21 protein-coding genes are annotated in these 20,731 nt (G+C 63.8%); 16 read left to right on the top strand and 5 right to left on the bottom strand.

The window, feature by feature from the left end:
* The 3 genes from FKL89_RS04235 to FKL89_RS04245 are packed head-to-tail and all read left to right on the top strand — an operon-like array spanning window position 1 to window position 2,975.
* On the top strand, window positions 1–1,140 hold the full coding sequence (locus tag FKL89_RS04235; protein WP_156861593.1) for an AIR synthase-related protein: 1,140 nt from the start codon (window positions 1–3) through the stop codon (window positions 1,138–1,140).
* Entirely contained in the window at window positions 1,137–1,763 is a 627-nt protein-coding gene (gene purN / locus FKL89_RS04240; protein ID WP_156861594.1) for a phosphoribosylglycinamide formyltransferase, read from the top strand. The genes FKL89_RS04235 and purN overlap by 4 nt, the downstream gene beginning before the upstream one ends.
* 42 nt (window positions 1,764–1,805) lie before the next feature.
* Window positions 1,806–2,975: a DUF3108 domain-containing protein gene (locus tag FKL89_RS04245; protein ID WP_156861595.1), complete on the top strand. Its 1,170-nt coding sequence runs from the start codon at window positions 1,806–1,808 to the stop codon at window positions 2,973–2,975.
* 175 nt (window positions 2,976–3,150) lie between these two features.
* Here FKL89_RS04245 and FKL89_RS04250 read toward each other — a convergent pair whose 3' ends face one another.
* Entirely contained in the window at window positions 3,151–4,122 is a 972-nt protein-coding gene (locus FKL89_RS04250; protein ID WP_156861596.1) for a LysR family transcriptional regulator, read from the bottom strand.
* Window positions 4,123–4,237: 115 nt separating this feature from the next.
* Here FKL89_RS04250 and FKL89_RS04255 point away from each other — a divergent pair, with 115 nt between their 5' ends.
* The 5 genes from FKL89_RS04255 (at window position 4,238) to FKL89_RS04275 (ending at window position 9,130) form a co-directional block, all read left to right on the top strand.
* Window positions 4,238–5,173, top strand: coding sequence for a dihydrodipicolinate synthase family protein (locus FKL89_RS04255; RefSeq protein ID WP_156864540.1), 936 nt, complete (start codon window positions 4,238–4,240; stop codon window positions 5,171–5,173).
* Window positions 5,174–5,239: 66 nt separating this feature from the next.
* Window positions 5,240–6,208: a Bug family tripartite tricarboxylate transporter substrate binding protein gene (locus tag FKL89_RS04260; protein WP_156861597.1), complete on the top strand. Its 969-nt coding sequence runs from the start codon at window positions 5,240–5,242 to the stop codon at window positions 6,206–6,208.
* 13 nt (window positions 6,209–6,221) lie between these two features.
* A complete protein-coding gene (locus tag FKL89_RS04265) occupies window positions 6,222–6,908 on the top strand; it encodes an SDR family NAD(P)-dependent oxidoreductase (protein WP_156861598.1) in 687 nt (228 codons plus the stop codon).
* 16 nt (window positions 6,909–6,924) lie between these two features.
* Window positions 6,925–8,091 (top strand): mandelate racemase/muconate lactonizing enzyme family protein, encoded by a 1,167-nt coding sequence (locus FKL89_RS04270; protein ID WP_156861599.1) that lies wholly within the window; start codon window positions 6,925–6,927, stop codon window positions 8,089–8,091.
* Between the two features lie 208 nt (window positions 8,092–8,299).
* Window positions 8,300–9,130, top strand: a complete 831-nt coding sequence (locus tag FKL89_RS04275; RefSeq protein WP_156861600.1) for a DUF3667 domain-containing protein — start codon at window positions 8,300–8,302, stop codon at window positions 9,128–9,130.
* 10 nt (window positions 9,131–9,140) lie between these two features.
* Here the strand turns inward: FKL89_RS04275 and FKL89_RS20455 are convergent, their stop codons facing one another.
* Window positions 9,141–9,266, bottom strand: coding sequence for a hypothetical protein (locus tag FKL89_RS20455; RefSeq protein ID WP_272953730.1), 126 nt, complete (start codon window positions 9,264–9,266; stop codon window positions 9,141–9,143).
* Window positions 9,267–9,345: 79 nt separating this feature from the next.
* On the opposite strand from FKL89_RS20455, the gene FKL89_RS04280 reads away from it, so the two are divergent.
* The 8 genes from FKL89_RS04280 to FKL89_RS04315 all read left to right on the top strand — a co-directional run bounded on the left by FKL89_RS04280 (window position 9,346) and on the right by FKL89_RS04315 (window position 18,185).
* The gene (locus tag FKL89_RS04280; protein WP_156861601.1) at window positions 9,346–10,584 is read left to right on the top strand and encodes an RsmB/NOP family class I SAM-dependent RNA methyltransferase; all 1,239 of its coding nucleotides are present in this window, start codon (window positions 9,346–9,348) and stop codon (window positions 10,582–10,584) included.
* 176 nt (window positions 10,585–10,760) lie between these two features.
* Window positions 10,761–11,192 carry a hypothetical protein gene (locus FKL89_RS04285; RefSeq protein WP_156861602.1) on the top strand — a complete coding sequence of 144 codons (432 nt, stop codon included), beginning with the start codon at window positions 10,761–10,763 and terminating at the stop codon, window positions 11,190–11,192.
* 233 nt (window positions 11,193–11,425) lie between these two features.
* Window positions 11,426–12,559: an acyltransferase family protein gene (locus FKL89_RS04290; RefSeq protein ID WP_272953731.1), complete on the top strand. Its 1,134-nt coding sequence runs from the start codon at window positions 11,426–11,428 to the stop codon at window positions 12,557–12,559.
* 165 nt (window positions 12,560–12,724) lie between these two features.
* Window positions 12,725–13,117, top strand: a complete 393-nt coding sequence (locus FKL89_RS20145) for a hypothetical protein (protein ID WP_162527393.1) — start codon at window positions 12,725–12,727, stop codon at window positions 13,115–13,117.
* A gap of 87 nt (window positions 13,118–13,204) precedes the next feature.
* Window positions 13,205–15,352: an alpha/beta hydrolase domain-containing protein gene (locus tag FKL89_RS04300; RefSeq protein ID WP_238363482.1), complete on the top strand. Its 2,148-nt coding sequence runs from the start codon at window positions 13,205–13,207 to the stop codon at window positions 15,350–15,352.
* Between the two features lie 90 nt (window positions 15,353–15,442).
* Window positions 15,443–15,949: a DinB family protein gene (locus tag FKL89_RS04305; protein WP_156861603.1), complete on the top strand. Its 507-nt coding sequence runs from the start codon at window positions 15,443–15,445 to the stop codon at window positions 15,947–15,949.
* A gap of 137 nt (window positions 15,950–16,086) precedes the next feature.
* Entirely contained in the window at window positions 16,087–17,010 is a 924-nt protein-coding gene (locus FKL89_RS04310) for a CPBP family intramembrane glutamic endopeptidase (protein WP_156861604.1), read from the top strand.
* A gap of 2 nt (window positions 17,011–17,012) precedes the next feature.
* Window positions 17,013–18,185, top strand: coding sequence for an acyltransferase family protein (locus FKL89_RS04315; RefSeq protein WP_156861605.1), 1,173 nt, complete (start codon window positions 17,013–17,015; stop codon window positions 18,183–18,185).
* Window positions 18,186–18,192: 7 nt separating this feature from the next.
* On the opposite strand, the gene FKL89_RS04320 is transcribed toward FKL89_RS04315, so the two are convergent.
* The 3 genes from FKL89_RS04320 to FKL89_RS04330 form a co-directional block, all read right to left on the bottom strand.
* A complete protein-coding gene (locus FKL89_RS04320) occupies window positions 18,193–18,615 on the bottom strand; it encodes a hypothetical protein (RefSeq protein WP_156861606.1) in 423 nt (140 codons plus the stop codon).
* 147 nt (window positions 18,616–18,762) lie between these two features.
* Complete coding sequence (locus FKL89_RS04325) at window positions 18,763–19,848, bottom strand: hypothetical protein (protein WP_156861607.1); 1,086 nt, start codon at window positions 19,846–19,848, stop codon at window positions 18,763–18,765.
* 25 nt (window positions 19,849–19,873) lie between these two features.
* Window positions 19,874–20,659 (bottom strand): LytR/AlgR family response regulator transcription factor, encoded by a 786-nt coding sequence (locus FKL89_RS04330; RefSeq protein WP_156861608.1) that lies wholly within the window; start codon window positions 20,657–20,659, stop codon window positions 19,874–19,876.
* Window positions 20,660–20,731: the final 72 nt, after the last annotated feature.

Here is a 20,731-nt window from a genome sequence, read left to right on the forward strand (position 1 = left end):
ATGTCCACCCCGGCCGCCCCGTCTGCGACAAATCCGAATCCCGACACCCTTACCTACGAGCAGGCAGGGGTCAATTACGATCAGGTCGATCCGGTCAAATTGCTCGCACAGCAATCGGCCCGTGCCACCGCAGTGCAACTCGCGCAGCACGGCGTCAGCGAAATCGCGGCGTCGCGGGGCGAATCGGCTTATGTGGTTGATGCCGGGCCGTTCTACTTGGCCTCCATCGTGGAGTGCCTTGGCACCAAGATCCTGGTTGCCGACGCCGTGTACCGCGAGACTGGCAAAAGCTTCTACGGGGCCATCGCGCAGGACACCATCGCCATGGCGGTGAACGATCTGATCACTGTCGGTGCCACGCCGCTGGTCGTGCAGGCGTACTGGGCTGCGGGCGGCAGCGACTGGTTCGCCGACCGCCAGCGTGCATCCGATCTGATCGCTGGCTGGAAGGCGGCCTGCGATGTCTGCGGCGTGTCCTGGGGCGGCGGCGAAACTCCGGCGCTGGCGGGGGTGGTGGAGGGCGGCACCATTGATCTGGGCGCCAGTTGTACCGGCATCGTGCAGCCCAAGTCGCGGCTTTCACTGGGCGACAAGCTGGCGGCGGGCGATGCCATCGTGCTGCTGGCCTCCAGCGGCATCCACGCCAACGGCGTGTCGCTGGCGCGCAAGCTGGCCGAGCGCCTGCCGCAGGGCTATCAGACCGACGTTGGTAATGGCCAACGCTTCGGTGAAGCCATCCTTGCGCCCACCGTACTTTACGTGCCGGTCACCGAGGCGCTGGCCAAGGCGGGCGTCGATGTGCACTACTGTGTCAACGTCACCGGCCACGGCTGGCGCAAGCTATTGCGGCACCCGTCGGCGCTGACCTACCGTATTCACACCGTGCCGCCAGTGCCACCGGTGCTGGCCTTCATGCAGCGCGAAGCGAAGCTCGACAGCACCGAGGCGTACGGCACGCTCAATATGGGCGCCGGTTTCGCTTTTTTTGTGCGGCCCGACCAGGCCGAGCAGACCGTGGCCATCGCCAAAGCCTGCGGTATCGACGCCTGGGTCGCAGGCCAGGTTGAAGCTGGCCCCAAACAAGCGATCATCGAGCCGATCGGCGTGACCTACAGCGCCGACGATCTGAAGCTGCGATGAGCGCACCCGACAATCAACGCAAGCGCATTGCGGTGCTGATCTCGGGCCGCGGCTCGAACATGGCTGCCCTGTTGCGCAACGACTGCGGCGGCGATGTGGTGGTGGTCGGCAGCAACAAGGCCGATGCGAAGGGGCTCGACGTTGCGCGTGATGCCGGCATCGCAACCTTCGCCATCAGCCACCGCGACTACGCCGATCGCGAAGCCTTCGACGCTGCGCTGGTTGCCGCCCTGAACGAATACCAGCCCGATCTGGTCGTACTCGCCGGTTTCATGCGCATTCTCACGCCGGTGTTCGTCAATGCCTTTGCTGGTCGGCTGATCAATATCCATCCGTCCTTGCTGCCGAGCTTTCCGGGGCTCGACACCCATGAGCGCGCGCTGGCCGATGGCGTCAAGCTGCACGGCTGCACGGTGCATTTCGTCACTCCCGAACTCGATCGCGGCCCGATCATTGCGCAGGCGGCGGTGCAGGTGGACGATGAGGACACGCCCGACACACTGGCGGCCAAGGTGCTCACCCAGGAGCATCAGATCCTGCCTTACGCAGTTCGGCTGTTCTGCGAAGGGCGACTGGCCGTCGAAGGGTTACGGGTGCGTACCCGCCCAGCGCGTGGTGGATAACCCTGTCATCGTGCGCGGCGAAGCGGGCGTTTAGCCGCAGCCATGGCCGACGCCGTCTCCAGCTTTGAAAGTGCCAGTCCGGCGGCTGCGGAGTCGACCCGGTTTGATCTTGCGCGCGGATTGGCGCGCCGTCGCGGCCTGCTCGCCACCCCACGCCGCAAGCTGACGCTGGCGCTGGCGGCATCGCTGGTGCTGCACCTGCTGATTGGCGCGGCAGCCGACGTCGAGCCACCCGAGGATAAGAGCATCACGCTGGCGGCCAAGCTGATGCCGCTGCCGCCGCCACCGGTGCCAGTGGCCACGCCGCCAGCGCCGAAGCCGAAGCAGAAGCCGAAAAGACCGAAACCGGTGGTGGCCGCGTCGGCGCCAGTGGCCATCGTGGCCGATCCCGTGCCTGACCTTTCGCCGGTTGCACCGACCGCCCCGGAGAGCGCGCCCGCCGCCGAGCCACAAGTTGCTGCCGCGCCGCCACCGCCACAACCAACGCCACCCCCGCCCGCACCCGAGCCAGCGCCGCCGCCCGCGCGGATGCCGCCAAAGAAGATCAATCTTGGTTACACGGCTTTCCTTGGCGAGCAGAAATTCGAGGTCGGGCCCGTAGTGCTGCAGTTCAACCACGACAACGGGCGCTACAAGTTGCGTGTCGTTGGTCGCGGTCGCGGCATCGCGGCCTTGCTCTATCCGGGCACCTTCACCGGCGAGTCCGAGGGGCAGATTACGTCGGAAGGGTTGCGCCCAGACAAATTCACCGAGGAACGCGGCAATCCGGACAAGCGCCGCGAGACGATCTTCGATCACGAAAAGCGGCTGCTGCGCGTACCCGACAAGGAGCCGATTCCGTTTGAAGGTTCACCGCATGACCCGCTCACCTGGATCGTGCAGTTCTACTTTTCCACGCCGAAGACCGACCGGGTGACAATCAGCGTCGGCACGTCACGCCGGATGGACGTCTACACCCTCGAACGCGCGGGTGAGGAAGAGATCGAGCTGCCCACGGGCGACGCCGATCCGGTGACCGGTCAGCGCGCGGTCAAGAGGGTAGCGACGCAAGTGTGGAAGGGCACGCGCAAGCCCGATGCCGACGGCAAGCCCAATGGCAACGCGACGTTCTGGCTGTCACCTGAGTGGCACTACATCCCGATGCGGATCAAGGTGGTCAATGCGCAGGGTCGCAGCGCCTCGTTTGAGCTGACGGCGATCAGCACGGAATAGCATTGGCTATTTGTTGAATCGCGCATTGGCATTGGGCGATAGTCGTCAAATGACTAAAAGTCGACTTAGGGTGAAATAGCCAAATGAGCCCAATTCGGCTGCGGGTTACGCGAAAAAGTTGATCAACGCAGAAACGCTGGCTGACCGCTACTGCGGCAGGAGACAGACTGCTGCGTCACGCGCCCCTGGCCACCCGCCACAGCGCCTCGGCTGTCTCCGACAGCGCAGCGCGTGGCCGAAACAGCCGCACTTCGATCGGCACCGTCCAGCTGTCGTCACCGGCACGGGTGAGCGCGCCGCTGGCCAGCTCCGGCGCGATCAGGCTGGCGGGGAGCCAGGCCACACCGCGTCCCTCTATCGCCATCGTCTTCAGCAAGACGGCGTGATGCGCGGTAAACACGATTCGCATGGCGAGATCGCTGCGTTCACCGAAGGCGCTACCCATCACCGCGCGCATGATCTGCCCGATGCCTGAAGCCTCGCCGTAAGTCAGCACGGGTAGTGCTGTCTTCGCTTTGCCACTCCTGCGCACATTGCCGGTAGCCTCCGCCGGGATTGCGTGTTGCGGCTTTCCGTCGGCATTCGCGGCGGACACTGGAAGCAGGCGGTCTTCGCCGACGACGGCGAACTCGAACTGCGCCGGGTCAAGCCGGTTTGCTACCTCGGGGTGACCGTGGCACAGCAGAAACTGCGCGCGCCGTTGCAGCATCAGGTCTTCGCACGCGGCAAAACTGTCTGACACCATCTGGATCGGGCCCATTTTGCGTCCGACGTGCAACCGCGCTTCCACCTTGCCCAGCCAGGTCGGGAAGAAAGTGAGCGAGAGCGCATGCGTCGCTGCAAATTGCAGGCTCACCGCCGCCTGCTCGTGTGCGGCGCGCGCCTGCGAGCGGGCCGCTTCCAGCCGCTGCAGCACGTCTTCGATCTCCGGCAGCAGGCGTTTGCCGGCGGCGGTCAGCGATACCGGATGCGTGGTGCGGTCGAACAGGTCAACGCCAGCCCATTCCTCGAGCGATTTGATGTGGCGGCTGAATGCCGGTTGCGCGATGTGCCGGGCCTGCGCCGCCCGCGAGAAGTTGCCGCTGTCGGCGAGGACGATGAAATCCTCCAGCCAGTCCAGGTCAAGCGGTCTGTTTCCTGGCCCCATCGCCGACGCGATGCCTCCTCTTTTTGAATAGTTCTATCTGTTTCGGGTATTGGACGGCGACGCCGGGGTGCGACAACAATTCGCCACCCTTTCGATGACGTCCAACCGAGTACGCATGCCCACCATCGCCAACTATCGCGGCATTATCCCCGCAATCTCCACCCCGTTCACCAACGACAACCGCATTGACGAGCCGGCGCTGCGCAAGCTCGCCTCGTGGCTGGCCACGCACGACGGCATCGTCGCAGTGATGACCAATGGCCACACGGGTGAAGTGTTCGCACTTGATCCCGAGGAACGCGCCGAAGTGACGCGTATCGTTGCTGACGAACTGAAGGGCAAGCTGCCGGTCATTTCCTCGGTCGTCTGCGAAGGCCTCACCGACGCAGCGCATCACGCCAAGCTCGCCAAGCAGGCCGGCGCCGTCGGCATCGACGTGATGCCGCCGCACCACTGGCTGCGCTTCGGCTTTCATGCTGACCACGCGACCACCTACTTCCAGAACATCTACGACGCAGTCGGGCTAGACCTGATCTGCCACGTCTACCCGGCGTGGACGCGCGCGTCCTATTCGTCGGCCTTGCTCGCCGATCTCGCGCGGTTGCCCTATGTGCAGGCATTCAAGGTTGGCCAGCGGGACATGAGCAAATATGCACGCGACATCAAGGCCATTCGCGATGCCGATGCCACCAAGGCAATCCTGACCTGCCACGACGAATACCTGCTTGCCTCGATGGTGCAGGGCGTTGATGGCGCACTGGTTGGCTTTGCGAGCGCCATCCCGCAGCTCATCATCGACCTCTGGAACGCGGTGAAAGCGGGTGATCTGCACAGGGCGATGGCCGTGCAGGCGAAGATCACGCCGATCAAGGAAGCCGTCTACGGCGCCGGCGAGCCCACGGGTGAAGCGCATGCCCGTATGAAGGCCGCGATGCGCCACGCGGGTGTGATCGCCAACGACCATGTGCGCCCGCCGACGCATGCGCCGAGTGCGCAGGAGCTTGAGGTGATCAAGGCCGCGCTGGCGCAGGCGGGATTGCTCAAGGCTTAGTCGCAAGTCGGGTGGGCAACCAGTTGCCCACCCTACGGCAAAACAACAGGAATCCAGGAGGACTCAATGCAATACAAATCATTCATCGCCAGGCTACTCGCGATTGGTCTGTTGGCGGCGCTCTCGGCGACGGCCAGCGCGCAGGGCTATCCGAACAAACAAGTCCGCGTGATCATTCCGTTCCCGCCGGGCGGCACGCTGGATACCGTCGGCCGACTGCTCGCACAGAAGCTGGGCGACCAGACCGGTCAGGTGTTTGTGGTGGAGAACCGCCCGGGCGGTAACGGCACCATTGGCGCCGACGCGGTGGCCAAGGCGCCGGCCGATGGCTACACGCTGCTGTTCAACGCCTCTACCTTCACTACCTCCACGCTACCACTGAAATCGCCACCGTACGACACGGTGAAGGACTTCGCGCCCATTGCGCTGGTGGCCAAAGCACCGCTCGCGGTTGCCACCGCCAAGGAGCTGCCGGTGACCGACGTCAAGTCGCTGATCGCGTACGCCAAGGCCAACCCCGGCAAGCTCTCGTTCGCCATCGGCTCCGCAGCATCGGCTGGCCACCTTGCCACCGAGCAGTTGCGCCGCGCAGCCGGGATGGAGCTGTTCATCGTTCCTTACAAAGGCTCGACACCGGCGTATCAGGATCTGCTCGGCAGCCGTATCGCCGGCTTCATTGACCCGATCCTCGGCTCACAGGGCTACGCCAAGGCGGGGCAGTTGCGCGTGATCGCCGTCACCTCGGCCAAGCGCGTGCCGTCGATGCCGGATGTGCCAACCGTTGGCGAAACGGTGCCGGGTTACGAGGCCTATAGCTGGTACGGTTTGTGGGCACCGGCGAAGACGGCACCCGAAATCATCAAGAAGCTCAACGCCGAGACCAACAAGGCGCTCGCTGGTGATATGAAGGACCGTCTGCTCGGCAACGGCCTGCTGATTGAGGCGGGCAGTCCGGAAGACTTTGCAAAATTCCAGAAGGACGATACCGCGCGATCCATGAAGATCATTCAGGACGCCGGCATCAAGTTCGAGTAGTCGCAGCATCGCCATGCAACACGCGCTCGTTACCGGCAGCAGCTCCGGCATCGGTCATGCCATCGCCACCGCATTGCTTGATGCGGGCTGGCAGGTCACCGGCCTTGATCGCGCCGACGCCACCATCGCTCACGCGGCTTATGACCATCACGCCGTCGACCTCACCGATAGCGCTGCCTTGCACGCTGCTGCACTCGCTTGCGCGAACGTGGACGCCTTTGCGCATGCCGCCGGTGTGTTGCGCGTCGGCAAGGTGGGTGAACTGGATCACGCGGGCGGCGAGCTGATGTGGAAGTTGCATGTTGATGCAGCAGCCCGTCTCGCCGACGTGCTGATTCCGGCAATGGCTGCGCGCGGCAACGGACGCGTGGTGCTGATCGGCAGCCGCGTTGCGGGGGGCAAGGCGGGGCGCGGCCAGTACGCTGCCACGAAAGCAGCGCTGATCGCGCTCGCCAAAAGCTGGGCGGCAGAGGTCGCCGCGCAGGGCGTGACGGTCAACGTGGTTTCCCCGGCGGCCACGGCCACCGGAATGCTCGCCGACCCTAAGCGCGCAGCCGAGACACCAGTGTTGCCGCCCATCGGTCGCCTGATCCAGCCCGAAGAAGTGGCCGCACTCGTTGCCTTCCTGATGTCGGCAAACGCTGCCGCCATCACCGGGCAGGACATCCAGATTTGCGGCGGATCGTCGCTCAACAAATAGATTCACGCTTCTCCTCATGAAAATCACCCAGATCCTCGAATCCACCCGTCCGATCAAGTCGAACATCCGCAACGCTTACATCGACTTCAGCAAGATGACGCTGAGCCTTGTCGCGGTGGTGACCGACGTCATCCGCGACGGCAAGCCGGTGATCGGCTACGGCTTCAACTCCAATGGCCGCTACGGCCAGGGCAACCTGATGCGCGAGCGCTTCATCCCGCGCGTGCTCGAAGCCGCGCCGGAATCACTGGTCAACGCGGCAGGTGACAACCTTGACCCGCACAAGGTCTGGGCCTGCATGATGACCAACGAGAAGCCCGGCGGCCACGGCGAGCGCTCGGTGGCGGTCGGCACGATTGACATGGCGGTGTGGGACGCGGTCGCCAAGATTGCCGGGCTGCCACTGCACGAGCTGCTTGCGAAGCAGTACGGCACCGGCAAGGCCAATCCGAAGGTCTTCGTCTACGCGGCGGGCGGTTACTACCACCCCGGCAAAGGCCTTGATGGCTTGCGTGGCGAGATGCAGGGCTACCTTGATCGCGGCTACTCGGTGGTCAAGATGAAGATTGGCGGCGCGCCGCTCAAGGACGACATCGAGCGCATCGAAGCGGTGCTGAAAATGCTCAAGCCGGGCCAGCAACTGGCGGTGGATGCCAATGGCCGCTTTGATCTCAAGACCGCGATTGAGTACGGCAAGGCAATGGCGCAGTACCCGCTGTTCTGGTACGAGGAGGCGGGCGATCCGCTTGACTATGAACTGCAGGCGCGACTCGGTGAGAGCTACGCCGGCCCGCTTGCCACCGGCGAAAACCTGTTCTCGATGCAGGACGCGCGCAACCTGATCCGCCACGGCGGCATGCGCAAGGATCGCGACTGGCTGCAGTTCGACTGCGCGCTGTCGTACGGCCTCGTCGAATACCTGCGCACGCTCGACATGCTCAAGGAGTACGGCTGGTCGCCCAGTCGCTGCATTCCGCACGGCGGCCACCAGATGTCGCTGGCGATTGCCGCAGGCCTGGGGCTCGGCGGCAACGAGAGCTACCCGGATTTGTTCCAGCCCTACGGCGGCTTCCCGGATGGCGTGCGCGTCGAGAACGGCTACGTCACGCTGCCGTCGCTGCCGGGCATCGGTTTTGAGGGCAAGAGCGACCTGATCGCCGAGATGCACGCGCTGGCGAAGTAGGCTTCGTTGCGAGCCTCTCCTGCGGAGCAGGGGAGGTGCCGCGTAGCGGCGGAGGGGTGACATAGCTGTTGCTCCGCACCGTGCTTACTCACCGCCTCAGCAACCCCTCTGTCGGCTGCGCCGACATCTCCCCTGTTGTACAGGGGAGACTTGCATTCCCGCTACTCACCCATTGTTGGGCCGTACCGTCTCCTCTACGATTGCGTGCATGACCGATGCCGCTTCTTCGTCGCCTTCACCTTCACTCAGGCCGTCAGCGCAATCGCATTGCCGCAACTGCGGCACGCCGGCGCCCGGAAAGTATTGTCCGGAGTGTGGTCAGGAAACCTCACTGCATCCCCCTTCGGTCCGCGAGTTTGTTGATCACTTTCTTGGCAACTACGTCGCGGTCAGGAGCACGCTGGCGCAGACGCTATGGGCGCTGGTCAGCAAGCCGGGTCAACTGACGGTCGACTATCTCGCTGGCCGCAAGCGCCGGTACGTTTTGCCGCTGAAGCTCTATCTCACGGTCAGCATCGTCTCGCTGCTGCTGATCAGCCTGTTTGCGGGGCTGGGCACTGGTACACCACCAGTGCAGGTGAGCCGTGAAATGAACGGCAGCTTCATCGACATAAACGGCGCGATTGTGCGCTACGACAAGGGCAAATTTGTCTGCGAGGGGCTGCCGGATCGCGTCTGCAACCACCTGCGCAAGCGGTTCGACCACAGCCCCGCCGAGTTGCGCGCGGCGTTCGCCGATATGCCGCAGCGCATGCTCAAGTTCTGGGGCTATGCGATGTTTGTGCTGATTCCAGCGTTCGCGCTGATGCTGCACTGGCTCTACCGCAACCGCCGCATGGTCTACGGCGAGCATCTGGTGTTCGCGCTGCATCTGCACGCGTTCTGGATGCTCGCGGTGCTCGTTCTGGTGCTGTTGCCCGACGCAGCACCTGCCATTGTCGTTCCGCCATTGCGTTCGCGGTGCCGGTGTACGCGCTGCTCGCCATGCAGCGCGTGTACGGCGGTCGCTGGTGGCCGCGCCTGTTGCGCGCTGGATTGATGTCGGTCTGCTACGAAGTCATCGCCCTGATGGTGCTGGTAATCGTGACCGCACTGGCGGTCATTTTCTGAACAGCATTCAGCAAAGATCCCCATTTGATATGGGCTGCAGCGGCAAAACGGCAGAAAGTCGACATGAAGCGATTTTCCCCGTGAAGCCCAGTTTGAATAGGGCTTTCAGCAAAAAGCCATAGGTTCGGCCTCTACAATGCCACCATGCTGTTACGACCCTCTGCGCTGAGCGCACTTGCCTTCGCCATTCAGTCCGCGGCGAAGTTTGACTACCCTGCCGACCGCACACTCTCTTACGTGCTGCGCGAAAAGCGCGTCGGCTCGCTGGATCGTCAGCTGGTGGCCGAGGGCTACTACGCGTGGCTTCGGCATCGTCTGTCGGTCGAAGCGATTGCTGGCGACGGCGCCAAGTTCGACGCGATTGCACTGGCCGCGCTGGCGCGCCAGTTCCGCCGCCGCGTCAAGGTGCCGCCGGGCGAAGAAGATCGTTACGCGAAATTTCTGAAGGCCGACGAAGCACTCGGCCCGCATCCGCGCCGTGAACTGCCCACGTGGCTCTGGGACCGGCTCGGCGTGCAGTACGGCAACGAAGAGCGTCTCGCGCTCGCCGATTCGCTGCTGGAACCGGCCAGCTTCGACCTTCGCGTCAACACGCTGAAGGCCAAGCGTGACGCCATTCTCGGCCGCTTGCAGAAGGAAGGCTTTCCCGATGCCCGCGCCACGCCGCTGTCACCGGTGGGCATACGGCTGCCGCATCGCGTTGACATCTCGCGCCACCCGCTGTTTGAGGATGGCACGCTGGAAGTGCAGGATGAAGGCAGCCAGTTGCTGGCGCATATCGTCGGCGCCAAGCGCGGCGAAATGGTCATCGACTTCTGCGCGGGCGCCGGCGGCAAGACGCTCGCATTGGCAGCGATGATGGCCAGCACCGGTCGGCTGTACGCCTGCGACGTCAGCGAACGCCGGCTCGACAATCTCGGCCCCCGTCTCGCGCGCAGCGGCGCCAGCAATGTGCAGACTATGCGCATCGAGAACGAGCACGACAAGCGGCTCGACAAATTCATCGGCAAGGCGGACCGCGTGCTGGTCGATGCGCCGTGCTCGGGCCTGGGCACGCTCAAGCGCAACCCTGACCTGAAGTGGCGGCAATCGCCGACTAGCGTGAAGGAGCTGGTGGAGAAGCAGAAGAGCATCCTCGCCGCCGCATCGCGCCTGGTGCGACCGGGCGGGCGCCTCGTCTACGCGACTTGCAGCGTGCTCACGGAAGAAAACGAGAAGATCGCCGAGAGTTTCCTCGAAGCAAACCCCGGCTGGATCATCGTGCCGTCATCGTTGCGTGGCGAGGAGGCGGGTGAATCGCGTTTTGCCCAACTGCTGCCACATCGCGATGGCTGTGATGGGTTCTTTGCGGCAGTGTTTGAGCGCAGCACCAGCGAAGACTGAATCGCCCCTCGCCCAATTACTTCTGTCCATGGTACCCCAGTCTCGCGGCATGGAATGGAGGTGGCGCGTTCAGGCGACGGCTTTCTATACTCGCGGCCGCCAGGATGTATGCCCCATCGTCTGGCAGTGTTCCGTATTGGGGTCTATGGGAAGTTACTTTGAAGGTTGTTATCAGTTTGGCCGCCGTAGTAGCGGCGTGCTTTGCCGGCGCTGCAACAGCGCAATCGACGGTCGGTGAGTTGCTGGAGCAGGGAGGCAAGCAGCTTGCCAAGGCCGATTTCATCGGCCTTATGCCCGTACGCGTCGAACAGAAGTGGGCCAATCGTCAGGGTGAGGAGAGTTTGCTGCTGTCCGCCGACGGCAAGATCTCCGGCTCGGGATATCACTATGGCAGCCGCAGCGACTCGCCGGTAACGGGCAGCTGGTCGCTGGCCGACGATGGCCAGATTTGTACCCCGAAAACTTTCACGGCCTGGAATAACAGCACCAATCTGTGCTGGTACGTGTTCGTCCGCAATGGGACGTACTTCGGTAGTGCCAAGGCCGAGAAGGACAGCAAGCTGGTGCCGGTGACTTCGTTCAAACCAGCGGGCGACGCGAAGAACTGAGCAGAGGCTTGGCGACGCCGGGCGTCGGGCCGAGCCATCAGTGCAAGCGCTCCGAAAATCGGCCGGAGATCAAGTCCGGCCGCTGCGGGCCAGTCGTCGCGGAGCAGGGTGACGGGAAGCACAGATCGAATTGACTTCGGGTCTGGCGGCACCACCGCCGCGACCAGCGGGTATGGCGCGTTCCCGCACAACGCTATGCTCTGCGCCCTTCGTCCTTCGCATCGTGCCCGCCGTTGAATACTACCGACCGCCTCCCTGGCCTCGACCTCCTGCGCAGCATCGCCATTCTCTGGGTGATGCTGTTCCACTCCTTTGTCGTCGGCGGCCTCGGGCCGTCATGGTCGTGGCTGTCGCGCTATGGCTGGATGGGGGTCGATCTCTTTTTTGTGTTGAGCGGCTTCCTGATCGGCACACAGGTACTGAAGCCGCTGGCGCGAGGGGAGCGTTTGTCGTTCACCGACTTCTACCTGCGCCGCGCGTTTCGCATCCTGCCCGCGTACTGGGCGGTGCTACTGATCTACCTGCTGTGGCCCGCCTTTCGCGAGGCACCCGGCATGGAGCCGTGGTGGAAGTTCGTCACCTTCACGATGAACCTCAGTATCGACTACCTGCAAAACACTGCGTTCTCGCATGCGTGGTCCTTGTGTGTTGAAGAGCATTTCTACTGGGTGTTTCCGCTGCTGGCAGTGTGGCTGACGCGGCGACCGGCGGTCTGGAAGTTTGCCGGACTCGCGGCGTTGCTGGTGCTGATCGGTATCGCTGCGCGCAGCGCGGCGTGGCTACACAACGCCACGATTGACCCACAGATGGACGCGCGCAACTGGTTCGTCGAGGACATTTACTACCCGACCTGGGCGCGGCTTGACGGACTGCTCTGCGGCGTCGCACTGGCCGTGTGGAAAACCTTTCGCCCGGATCACTGGACAAGAGCGCAGCGCCATGCCAACCTCGCTCTGCTCGCAGGGCTTGCCGTGCTGGCGCTGGCGTTCTGGTTGTTTGCTGATCGCACCGGATTGCTGGCCAACGCCATCGGCTGGCCCGTGCTCTCGTTGGGCCTCGCGCTGCTGGTGTTCGCCGGCGCCGGGCGCAACGGCATCGTCGGCGGTCGTGCCGTGCCCGGTGCGGGCTGGCTGGCGGCAATCTCGTACAGCCTGTACCTGGTGCACAAGGCGATGTATCACCTGGTGCAGGCGCACTGGGGCGAACAGTTACAGGGCACCGGCGTGTTTGCCTTTGTGGTCTATGGTGTAACGGCTATTGTGGCCGGTGCCGTGCTGCACTATCTCATCGAACGGCCGTTCCTGCGATGGCGTGGCCGGTTGCCGTTCACTGCACGCAAACAGGTGGCGTCGCCAGCGGCGGAGTAAGCCGGGCGCTATCGCCCACATCGGCGGGCGGATAGCCCGACTGGCTCGCGTGGCGCGGTTACCCTTGCGTAGCTCGCGCCGTTGTGGCACTGTGCCAGTCCCGCGGCGCTGCGGCAACAAAGCGCGAGGGCGCCGCATCGATGTTCTCACCCGAAGGAGGAGCAGATGAAGCGATTCGCATGGGCGCTGTTATGCCTCATACCGTTGGTGGCAGCGGCGCAAAATTCACTCGACGGCCGGCGCTTTGATACCCAGGCCGGATTCACTGGCAAGCCGGCGCACATCGCCAGGGACATCCTGTCATTCGCCGAAGGCAAATTCCATTCGTCCGACTGCGATCAGTATGGCTACGACAAGGGTAGTTATCGCACTACCGCCAATGGCGACTCGATCACCTTTGAGGTTGAGACGCGCAGCGAGCAGCACGGCCGCAACGTCTGGAAGGGTGTGATTCGAGGCGACAGCGTCGAAGGCACCATGATGTTCTACCGCAAACCGACCTGGTACCGCCCCAATCCGGAGCCACTGGAACACTGGTTCAAGGGCAAGGCGATGTAGCGTCGTGCCGCGCGGGCCGGAAATCGGAACGTTGTTCCGGGCGGCCACGCATGATCGTTGATGATGCCGCCGTATCAGGAGGACATCATGGCGACATTTTCCAGCGTGACGGGTAGAAGTACGGTTGCGACGGCATCGGCAACAACCATCGCCGGCGCGCTGATAGCGGCGTTGTGTCTGGCTGGTGTCGCACATGCCCGCGTATCGAAGATCGAAATTGAATCCTCGCTGGATCCAGACACAACGCTAGCGGCGACTGGTCCTGCTGGCGCGATCAAGCGCATCAGCGGTCGCGCGTATGGCGAGCTTGATCCCGCCAATCCACTCAACGCGATCATTCAGGACATCCAGCTGGCGCCGAAGAACGCGAAGGGCAGGGTGGAGTACATCGCTACCTTTCAGCTGGTGATGCCGTCCGACCCGGCAAAGCTCTCTGGTCTGATGTGGCACGACGTGCCCAATCGCGGTGGACGGATCACCATCGTTCCGGCGGAACGGAACGCGGGCGACGTTGGCCTGAGCAGCGGCTGGCAGGGTGACAACGCCGGGCAAACTTCGCACGACCGCAGGGGGCAGGACTTCGTGATCGTGCCGATTGCGAGGAACGCCGACGGCTCTCCGGTGCGCGGTGAAGTGCTGGGCCGCATTGTCAACCGCAGCGGGCCGGAGTCGCAGCCGATGCTGGTGCAAACGAGCCCGGTGCCGTACAAACCGTACGATCTCGACACCAGGAAATCGACGCTCACTGCGATCAAGCATGAGACGGTGGACGGCAAGGTTACGGTCGATTCGGTCATGCCGCCCAGCGATTGGGCATGGGCGAAGTGTGACGCCAAAAATCCCTTCCCCGGCACGCCGGACGCAACGCAGATCTGCCTGAAAAATGGCTTTGATCCGAAGCTTTTGTATCAGGTGGTGTTCACGGCGGAAAACCCGCCGGTGCTGGGCGTCGGCTTCGCAGCGTTCCGCGATGTGGCGTCGTTCTTCCGCAATGAAGCGAAGGATGATTTCGGTACCCCCAACCCGCTCGCGGGAAAAATCAAGCACGTCATCTCGCGCGGCAATTCGCAGTCGGGCAACTTCCTGCGCGGCTTCATTCATCTCGGCTTCAACCAGGACGAAGCGGGTCGACAGGTGCATGATGGCGCATGGCCGATCATCGCCGGACGCCGCATCGCGCTCAACTTCCGCTGGGCGCAGCCGGACGGTGTACTCGAGCTGTATCAGGCTGGCAGTGAAGGGCCGCAGTGGTGGGTACCGTGGCCGGACAAGGTGCGTGGGCTCCCCGAGCGCGGCATTCTGGATCGTTGCAACACCACAAAAACCTGCCCGAAGATCATCGAGCATTTCGGCTCGGCCGAAGTGTGGGCGCTCAAGCTCACGCCGGAATGGGTGGGCACTGACGGCAAGACTGACATTCCGCTGCCCGACAACGTGCGCCGCTACTACATCGCCAGCAGCAATCACGGTGGCTACATCGTGCCGACGCCGAACACCATGTTCAACGCGAGCCTTGCGGGGCAGACGCTGCCGCCGCCGAATTGCCCCGGCAACAACTTCGGCACTGCTGTACTCGCGCCCAATGTGATGCCGCACATCCACACCGTCAACGCGCTGCGCCAGCACTTCCGTAACTGGGTGATGCAGGGCGTCGCGCCGCCACCCAGCGTGTGGCCGCGCCTGAGCAAGGGTGAGCTGGTGGATTCGAACAAGGCTGCGATGGGCTTCCCGACGATCCCCGGCATTCCGCCGTCGATTCCGGACAACTTCATCATGCCCACCTTCGACTACGACTGGGGGCCGGACTTCAATGCCAACGATGGCTCGGGTGTGCCGACCAGACTGCCGCCGCCGATCAAGCAGGTGATCAACATGAAGGTGCCGCGCGTGAACGCCGACGGCAACGAAGTGGGCGGCGTGCCCGTTGTGCTGCACGATGCGCCGCTCGGCACCTATCTCGGCTGGAACATCACGGCAGGTGGCGCCCGGCCGTTCCACGCTGGACAAATCTGCAACTACGTTGGCGGCATGGTGCCATTCGCCAAGACGAAGGCGGAGCGAGTCGCCAGTGGCGATTCCCGCCTGTCGCTGGAGGAACGCTACAAGGACCACGCGGGCTACGTCGCTGCTGTTCGCTCAGCGGCGGCGAATGCCGTGGCAAAGGGCTTTCTGCTGCAAGCAGATGCGGATGCGCTGATCGTTCAGGCGGAGGCGAGTGCGGTGTTGCGACCGTAAGGTGATCAGATGCCGGGCGGCGGTTTGCCCTCTCGGCAATGTTTCGCTCGCGGTTGCGTTACGCTCCGCATTCACCCTCGCGAGCGAATCATGAGTGCATCCACCCTGCTGCTGTCACTGTTCAAATACAAGACTTGGGCGAACGAGGAATTGTTTGTCGGGCTGGCCAAAGTCGACGCCGAGGCGCACAAGACTGAGCGTCACACGGCCATTCGCCTGCTCAATCACATCTATGTGGTTGATCGTATCTTTGTCGGCCACTTGTCCGGTGTGCCGCACGGCTACGAAGGCACCAACACGCCGGAGACACCGACGCTGGACGCGCTGCGCGACGCCGTGGCCACGACTGATCGCTGGTATGTGCAGTATGTGGAATCGCTTCCACCAGAGAAACTCGCTGAAGCGGTGCCATTCAAGTTCACCGATGGTCTTGGCGCCTGCATGACACGCGAGGAGATGCTGGCGCACGTCACAGCGCATGGCGCGTATCACCGCGGCGCAGTCGGCCGCATCATGGCGCAGCTCGGAAATCCGCCGCCGCGTGACCTCTACACCCGCTACCTGCACTCGGCCGAACCGGAGCGCCGCGCCGCCTGAACGCAGGCGGGTAATCACGCGGCGCGTGCTGCGTTAGACCCGCGCGACACGATTTCGCGCCCCCGTTCTGTCGCAGCAATCAGCGTTTCGTCCGAATGCAGTATCGCGGCGGGCTCGACGGCCACTAGCATCCGCCGATGCGCACCAATTTTCCGTTCTCCGTCGAGCCCGCCCGCGGCTGGATGCCCTGGGGCATCCTCGTTCCCTTCCTGAGTTTGCTGTTCGTCGTAGTCCCGGCGATCGGGGGCAACGAGCTCCTGCGCCACCTGAGCGCCCTCAACGCCAAGGGGGATCCGGCAAACCTTCTGGGACTTGTGTTGTTCCTGATCGTGCCTTTCGCGGCGACCGGACTCATCGTGCTCGCCTGGGTACGCTGGGTGGAGCGGCGTTCGTTCGCTTCGGTCGGACTCGGCCACGCGGAGGCGCGGCAGCGATTCCTGCGCGGCCTGGCCATTGGCGTCGCGACCGCGTTGGCCGTGGTCGCTGCGATATGGGCTGCGGGAGGCTATGCCGCGCACGGCTACGCGCCCGCCTTCGCGGCACCTGTGTCGCTCGCACATATCGGGGTTCTGTTGCTGTGCTTCATCGTGCAGGCCGGGGCGGAGGAGATCCTGTTTCGCGGCTGGATGCTGTCGGCGGTGGCGCGCAAGTTCAACGTGGCGACGGGCATCGCGTTCACCACCGCCGTGTTTGCACTGCTGCACTTCGACCGCCAGTCGCCGTGGCATGACGTACTGCTGAGCGTGCTGTTCTCGGTGTTCGCCTGCCTCTGGGCGCTGCGCGAAGGGAGCATCTGGGGCGTGATGGGCTGGCACGCCACATGGAACTGGCTGCTGGCGGTGGGCTTCGAGGTGCCGATCACCGGCCTCGACTCGTATACGCCAGCGCTGCTGGTGAAGCTGGTTCCGCAGGGATCGCGCTATCTCAATGGTGGTCCGGTCGGTCCCGAGGGCAGCCTGCTCTGCCTGGCGTTCTTCCTGATCGCATCGGCCTGGTTGCTGTGGCGCTATTTTTCGTCATCCGGCTCGTCATCAGGTTCGCCATCCGTCCAGCGTCCGTGATCATGACAGGCGCCACACAGGCGGCGGCACCGCATGAGCGTCGATACGACCTCGACTGGCTGCGCATCATCGCGTTTGCGCTGCTGATTTTCTATCACGTGGGCATGTACTACGTGACCTGGGACTTTCACATCAAGAGCCCATACGCATCCGACGCGATCGAGCCGCTGATGATGCTGACCTCGCCCTGGCGGCTGACGCTGCTGTTCGTGGTGTCGGGCGCGGCGACGCACTTCCTGCTGTTGCGCCGCAGCGCCGGCCCGTTCGTGCGCGAGCGCAGCCGCCGACTGCTGTGGCCGCTGCTGTTTGCCATGCTGGTGGTGGTGCCGCCGCAGTCGTATTACGAGGTGATCCAGAAGGGCGGCTATTCGCTCGACTATCACGAGTTCTGGCTGCGCTACCTGAAGGCCGATCACAGCTTTTGCATGGACGGCAAGTGCCTCGATCTGCCGACCTGGAACCACATGTGGTTCGTCGCTTATCTGTGGGTGTACGCGATGCTGCTGGCACTGTGGCTCAGGCTCGCGCCCGCGAGCATCGAGCGCGCAACGCGGGTGGGCGAACGCTGGCTGGCCGGCTGGCGGCTGATCGCGCTGCCGGTCGCGTACATCGCGCTGACCCGCATCACGCTGCTCAACGCGTTTCCGTCGACGCACAACCTGACGTGGGACTGGATGAACCACGCGACCTTTCTGCCGGCCTTCCTGTTCGGCGTGCTGTTCCTGCACTCGCCGCAGATCGGCGCCGACCTGCGGCGGCTGCGCTGGCACGCCGCGCTGATCTGGTTGCTGACCTATGTGTTCATGGCCATCTATTTCTCGACGTTCAACGAGCAGCGCCCGCCGCCCGACGCGCTGCGCTACTTCCAGCGCGTGATCTGGGCGCTGAACCAATGGTGCGCGATCGTCGCGGCGTTCGGGCTGGCGCAGGTGTACCTGAACCGCGACGGCCCGGCGCGGCGCTACCTGACCGGCGCCGTGTTTCCGCTCTATCTGTTCCACCAGACGCTGATCATCGTGTTCGCGTGGAAATTGCAGCCGCTGCAGATCACTCCATTGCCCGAGGGCTTGTTGCTGGTTCTGTTGACCGCTATCGGCAGTTTTGCGCTCTACGAAGCGGGGCGCCGCGTGCCGTATCTGCGCACGCTGATCGGTGCGCGGGACGGGGGCAAGTGATCAAACCTCAGATGACCGGGAAGTAGCGCACGCCCGGCGACCAGCCAAAGTCGGCATCGGTCTTGACCAGTGGTGACGTAAATGTGGTGAGCAGGCCGAACGCGTTGTCGTAGCTCAGCGTCATGTAAAGCCGCGAAGGGTTCGGACCATTGCGGATGGTGGCAGTGCAACCGTTGCGGATCTTCCACCAGCTTCCGGCCCAGGCTCGCCCGAGCATTGCGCTGGTGCGCGGGTCCACCCACTCGATCATGATGCCGGGACGAACCGGGCGCACACCATCTACATCCAGTCCGGAGCGCGTCCGCTTGCCCGCAGGCAATTTGCCATGACCCCAGCTCCACGGGCCGGGCACCGGGCTGTCGAATGCCAGCAGCAGCTCCTCGTTCGAGTTGTTCACCACCACGCCGCCGTAGTCAGCCCAGTTGGTCATGTCGCCGCCTCACAATCTACCAGGGATTGATGAGTGTCTATGCTAATGTCATATAGGGCCCTTCGCAAACACAAGGCTGCGTGGAAGTCTTTCAAGGCCCCGACCATCAGCGCAGGGGCGGCGGTGCTGTCCAGACCTGCCAGTTGGTCAATCGTCCATCGATTCCATGAACTGGTATCGGACGCCAGGTAGTTGCTGCAGGTGTCCAACGAATTCGGCGAGGTCACCGGATTGCTCTCGCGACCGCCAGGCCCGGCTGCCAATGAGCGTGCCGATCTCAAGCTGGTCCGAGCCTGGCCCGCGCGCCGGTGTGACGTGAGTCCACATGCAGTTCGCCGGATCGCCAGTGTGAAATACAACGGTGTCAGTGACACTGGAAGCACCCCAGCAGCCTTGTGCCTTGGAACGCCACAACCAGAGCCCCTTTCCGTCGTCAAGCGATGCAATCGCAGGCGGGGTCAGCAGGCGATCCGGTGCGTAGAGCAGACGGGCCGCCATTACCAGTTGGGGATCGGCGTTCGGATTGGCGGGCGCATCGAAGTGGTAACGGCGTTGGGCGCTCGTGGCGGCGCAGGCCATGTGTACGCTGGCGATACGTTCGGCATCGGTGATTGAGGCAAGGGCTTCATTGCGCGCCTGCCATTCACTGCGAAACGGCGCGGCCATTGCGACTTCGTCATCCCAGTCCAGCGCAATGAACCCAACCGTGTTGGCGCCGTTCTGTGCTCGCGGCGCGCCATAAGTCGAGTAGCGCCAGCGCACACCGCCGCAGCGCCATTCGGCCCACGTAGCAATGCTGCCGGACGCTGTTTGCTTTCTGACGTCGAAGCGGGCGCTGCCGGATGGCGGCGCGCCGAACTCGCGTACGAAGCGCTCGTGAATTGTCTTTGCTTGCTGCAAGTGCGGCACCTGCGGATCACTGCGCACGGCATACCAGACCTGGTTGATCGGCCGGTCCGGCCAGCGCGATGCGCGGCCGACCTGTACCTGCGCAATGTCGAGCCCGAAGTAGTGCCCGCCCGGTAGCGTCTGCCAGCGCGCATCAGCTGTCGCTTCAGGCGTGATGGCCAGACGCCGGAAGAGCTCGGCCTGGGTGATGCCCCAGGCATGGTCTTGTCCGTGCAGCGGGAACGCAGTGGCACTTTGCTGCAACGTTGCGGAAGCGGTTGACCCGGCTGTGACAGCATGCACGCTGGCGCCGAATGCCCGGTTGAACCAGCCCTTCAATCCCATCGCTCGCCCCGTGCTGCACCGCCGACTACATCTGCTTGAACAGATGCTGATAGGCGCGCGACACGGTGATCGGCTTTGCGACGTCCCTGACATTGAGCCAGACCCGCCCGTCACCGTCGCGCTTGCTGGAGAGCACGTTGCGGATATTGACGATGGTGCCGCGATGCACTTGCCAGAAGTACTCGGCGTCGAGTGAGGAGACGAGCTCTGCCAGCGGCATGCGGATCACGTGTTCCCCGTTCGCGGTGTAGACGATGGTGTACTTGTCGTCGCTCTGGAAGTACAGCACTTCGTCCACCGCGATCTGGTAAGTCGTGTCGCCACGACTGGCGCGAATCCAGCGCAGCGGCGCTCTGGCAGCGGCACCCGCCGCCGTGGCGCTACCGCCAGCGCGCGCAAGCAGGTTGAGGATTTGTGCGAGTTCTGGTGCGGGCGCTGCTTCTGGAACGTCAGACGCCACCGCGTTTTTCAGCCGCGTCACCGTTTGCGCCAGCCGTTCCCGGGTGACGGGCTTCAGCAGATAGTCGATCGCCTCGCGCTCGAAGGCATCGACGGCGTACTGGTCGTAGGCGGTGACGAACACCACCCGCGTGTCAGTCTCGATGCCCTGTGCGACTTCGATGCCGGTCTGCCCGGGCATCTTGATGTCGAGGAAGGCGATGTCAGGTTCGTGCCGGGCGATGAGATCGGCGGCTTCGTTGCCGTTGGCGGCTTCGGCGACGATGACCAGGTCCGGCCACAGCGCGGTCAGTTTGTCGCGCAGGTCGTCGCGCAGCAGGGATTCGTCGTCGGCGATGAGGGCGGTGGTCATTGTCGGATTTGCAAAAAAGCTGTGGGAGCGGCGCTACCGCGATGGTAGTGGCCAGATAGTAAGGTCGCGGCA

The organism is Casimicrobium huifangae, from assembly GCF_009746125.1.
GTDB lineage: Bacteria > Pseudomonadota > Gammaproteobacteria > Burkholderiales > Casimicrobiaceae > Casimicrobium > Casimicrobium huifangae.

Bases quoted from the DNA above. Each gene is read 5' to 3' on its own strand.
- purN (WP_156861594.1), top strand. From the start codon at position 1,137: ATGAGCGCACCCGACAATCAACGCAAGCGCATTGCGGTGCTGATCTCG.
- FKL89_RS04325 (WP_156861607.1), bottom strand. From the start codon at position 19,848: ATGGGATTGAAGGGCTGGTTCAACCGGGCATTCGGCGCCAGCGTGCAT.
- FKL89_RS04260 (WP_156861597.1), top strand. From the start codon at position 5,240: ATGCAATACAAATCATTCATCGCCAGGCTACTCGCGATTGGTCTGTTG.
- FKL89_RS04305 (WP_156861603.1), top strand. From the start codon at position 15,443: ATGAGTGCATCCACCCTGCTGCTGTCACTGTTCAAATACAAGACTTGG.
- FKL89_RS04310 (WP_156861604.1), top strand. From the start codon at position 16,087: ATGCGCACCAATTTTCCGTTCTCCGTCGAGCCCGCCCGCGGCTGGATG.
- FKL89_RS04250 (WP_156861596.1), bottom strand. From the start codon at position 4,122: ATGGGGCCAGGAAACAGACCGCTTGACCTGGACTGGCTGGAGGATTTC.
- FKL89_RS20145 (WP_162527393.1), top strand. From the start codon at position 12,725: ATGAAGCGATTCGCATGGGCGCTGTTATGCCTCATACCGTTGGTGGCA.
- FKL89_RS04255 (WP_156864540.1), top strand. From the start codon at position 4,238: ATGCCCACCATCGCCAACTATCGCGGCATTATCCCCGCAATCTCCACC.
- FKL89_RS04330 (WP_156861608.1), bottom strand. From the start codon at position 20,659: ATGACCACCGCCCTCATCGCCGACGACGAATCCCTGCTGCGCGACGAC.
- FKL89_RS04280 (WP_156861601.1), top strand. From the start codon at position 9,346: ATGCTGTTACGACCCTCTGCGCTGAGCGCACTTGCCTTCGCCATTCAG.
- FKL89_RS04270 (WP_156861599.1), top strand. From the start codon at position 6,925: ATGAAAATCACCCAGATCCTCGAATCCACCCGTCCGATCAAGTCGAAC.
- FKL89_RS04245 (WP_156861595.1), top strand. From the start codon at position 1,806: ATGGCCGACGCCGTCTCCAGCTTTGAAAGTGCCAGTCCGGCGGCTGCG.
- FKL89_RS04300 (WP_238363482.1), top strand. From the start codon at position 13,205: ATGGCGACATTTTCCAGCGTGACGGGTAGAAGTACGGTTGCGACGGCA.
- FKL89_RS04235 (WP_156861593.1), top strand. From the start codon at position 1: ATGTCCACCCCGGCCGCCCCGTCTGCGACAAATCCGAATCCCGACACC.
- FKL89_RS04315 (WP_156861605.1), top strand. From the start codon at position 17,013: ATGACAGGCGCCACACAGGCGGCGGCACCGCATGAGCGTCGATACGAC.
- FKL89_RS04265 (WP_156861598.1), top strand. From the start codon at position 6,222: ATGCAACACGCGCTCGTTACCGGCAGCAGCTCCGGCATCGGTCATGCC.
- FKL89_RS20455 (WP_272953730.1), bottom strand. From the start codon at position 9,266: ATGTCGACTTTCTGCCGTTTTGCCGCTGCAGCCCATATCAAATGGGGA.
- FKL89_RS04320 (WP_156861606.1), bottom strand. From the start codon at position 18,615: ATGACCAACTGGGCTGACTACGGCGGCGTGGTGGTGAACAACTCGAAC.
- FKL89_RS04275 (WP_156861600.1), top strand. From the start codon at position 8,300: ATGACCGATGCCGCTTCTTCGTCGCCTTCACCTTCACTCAGGCCGTCA.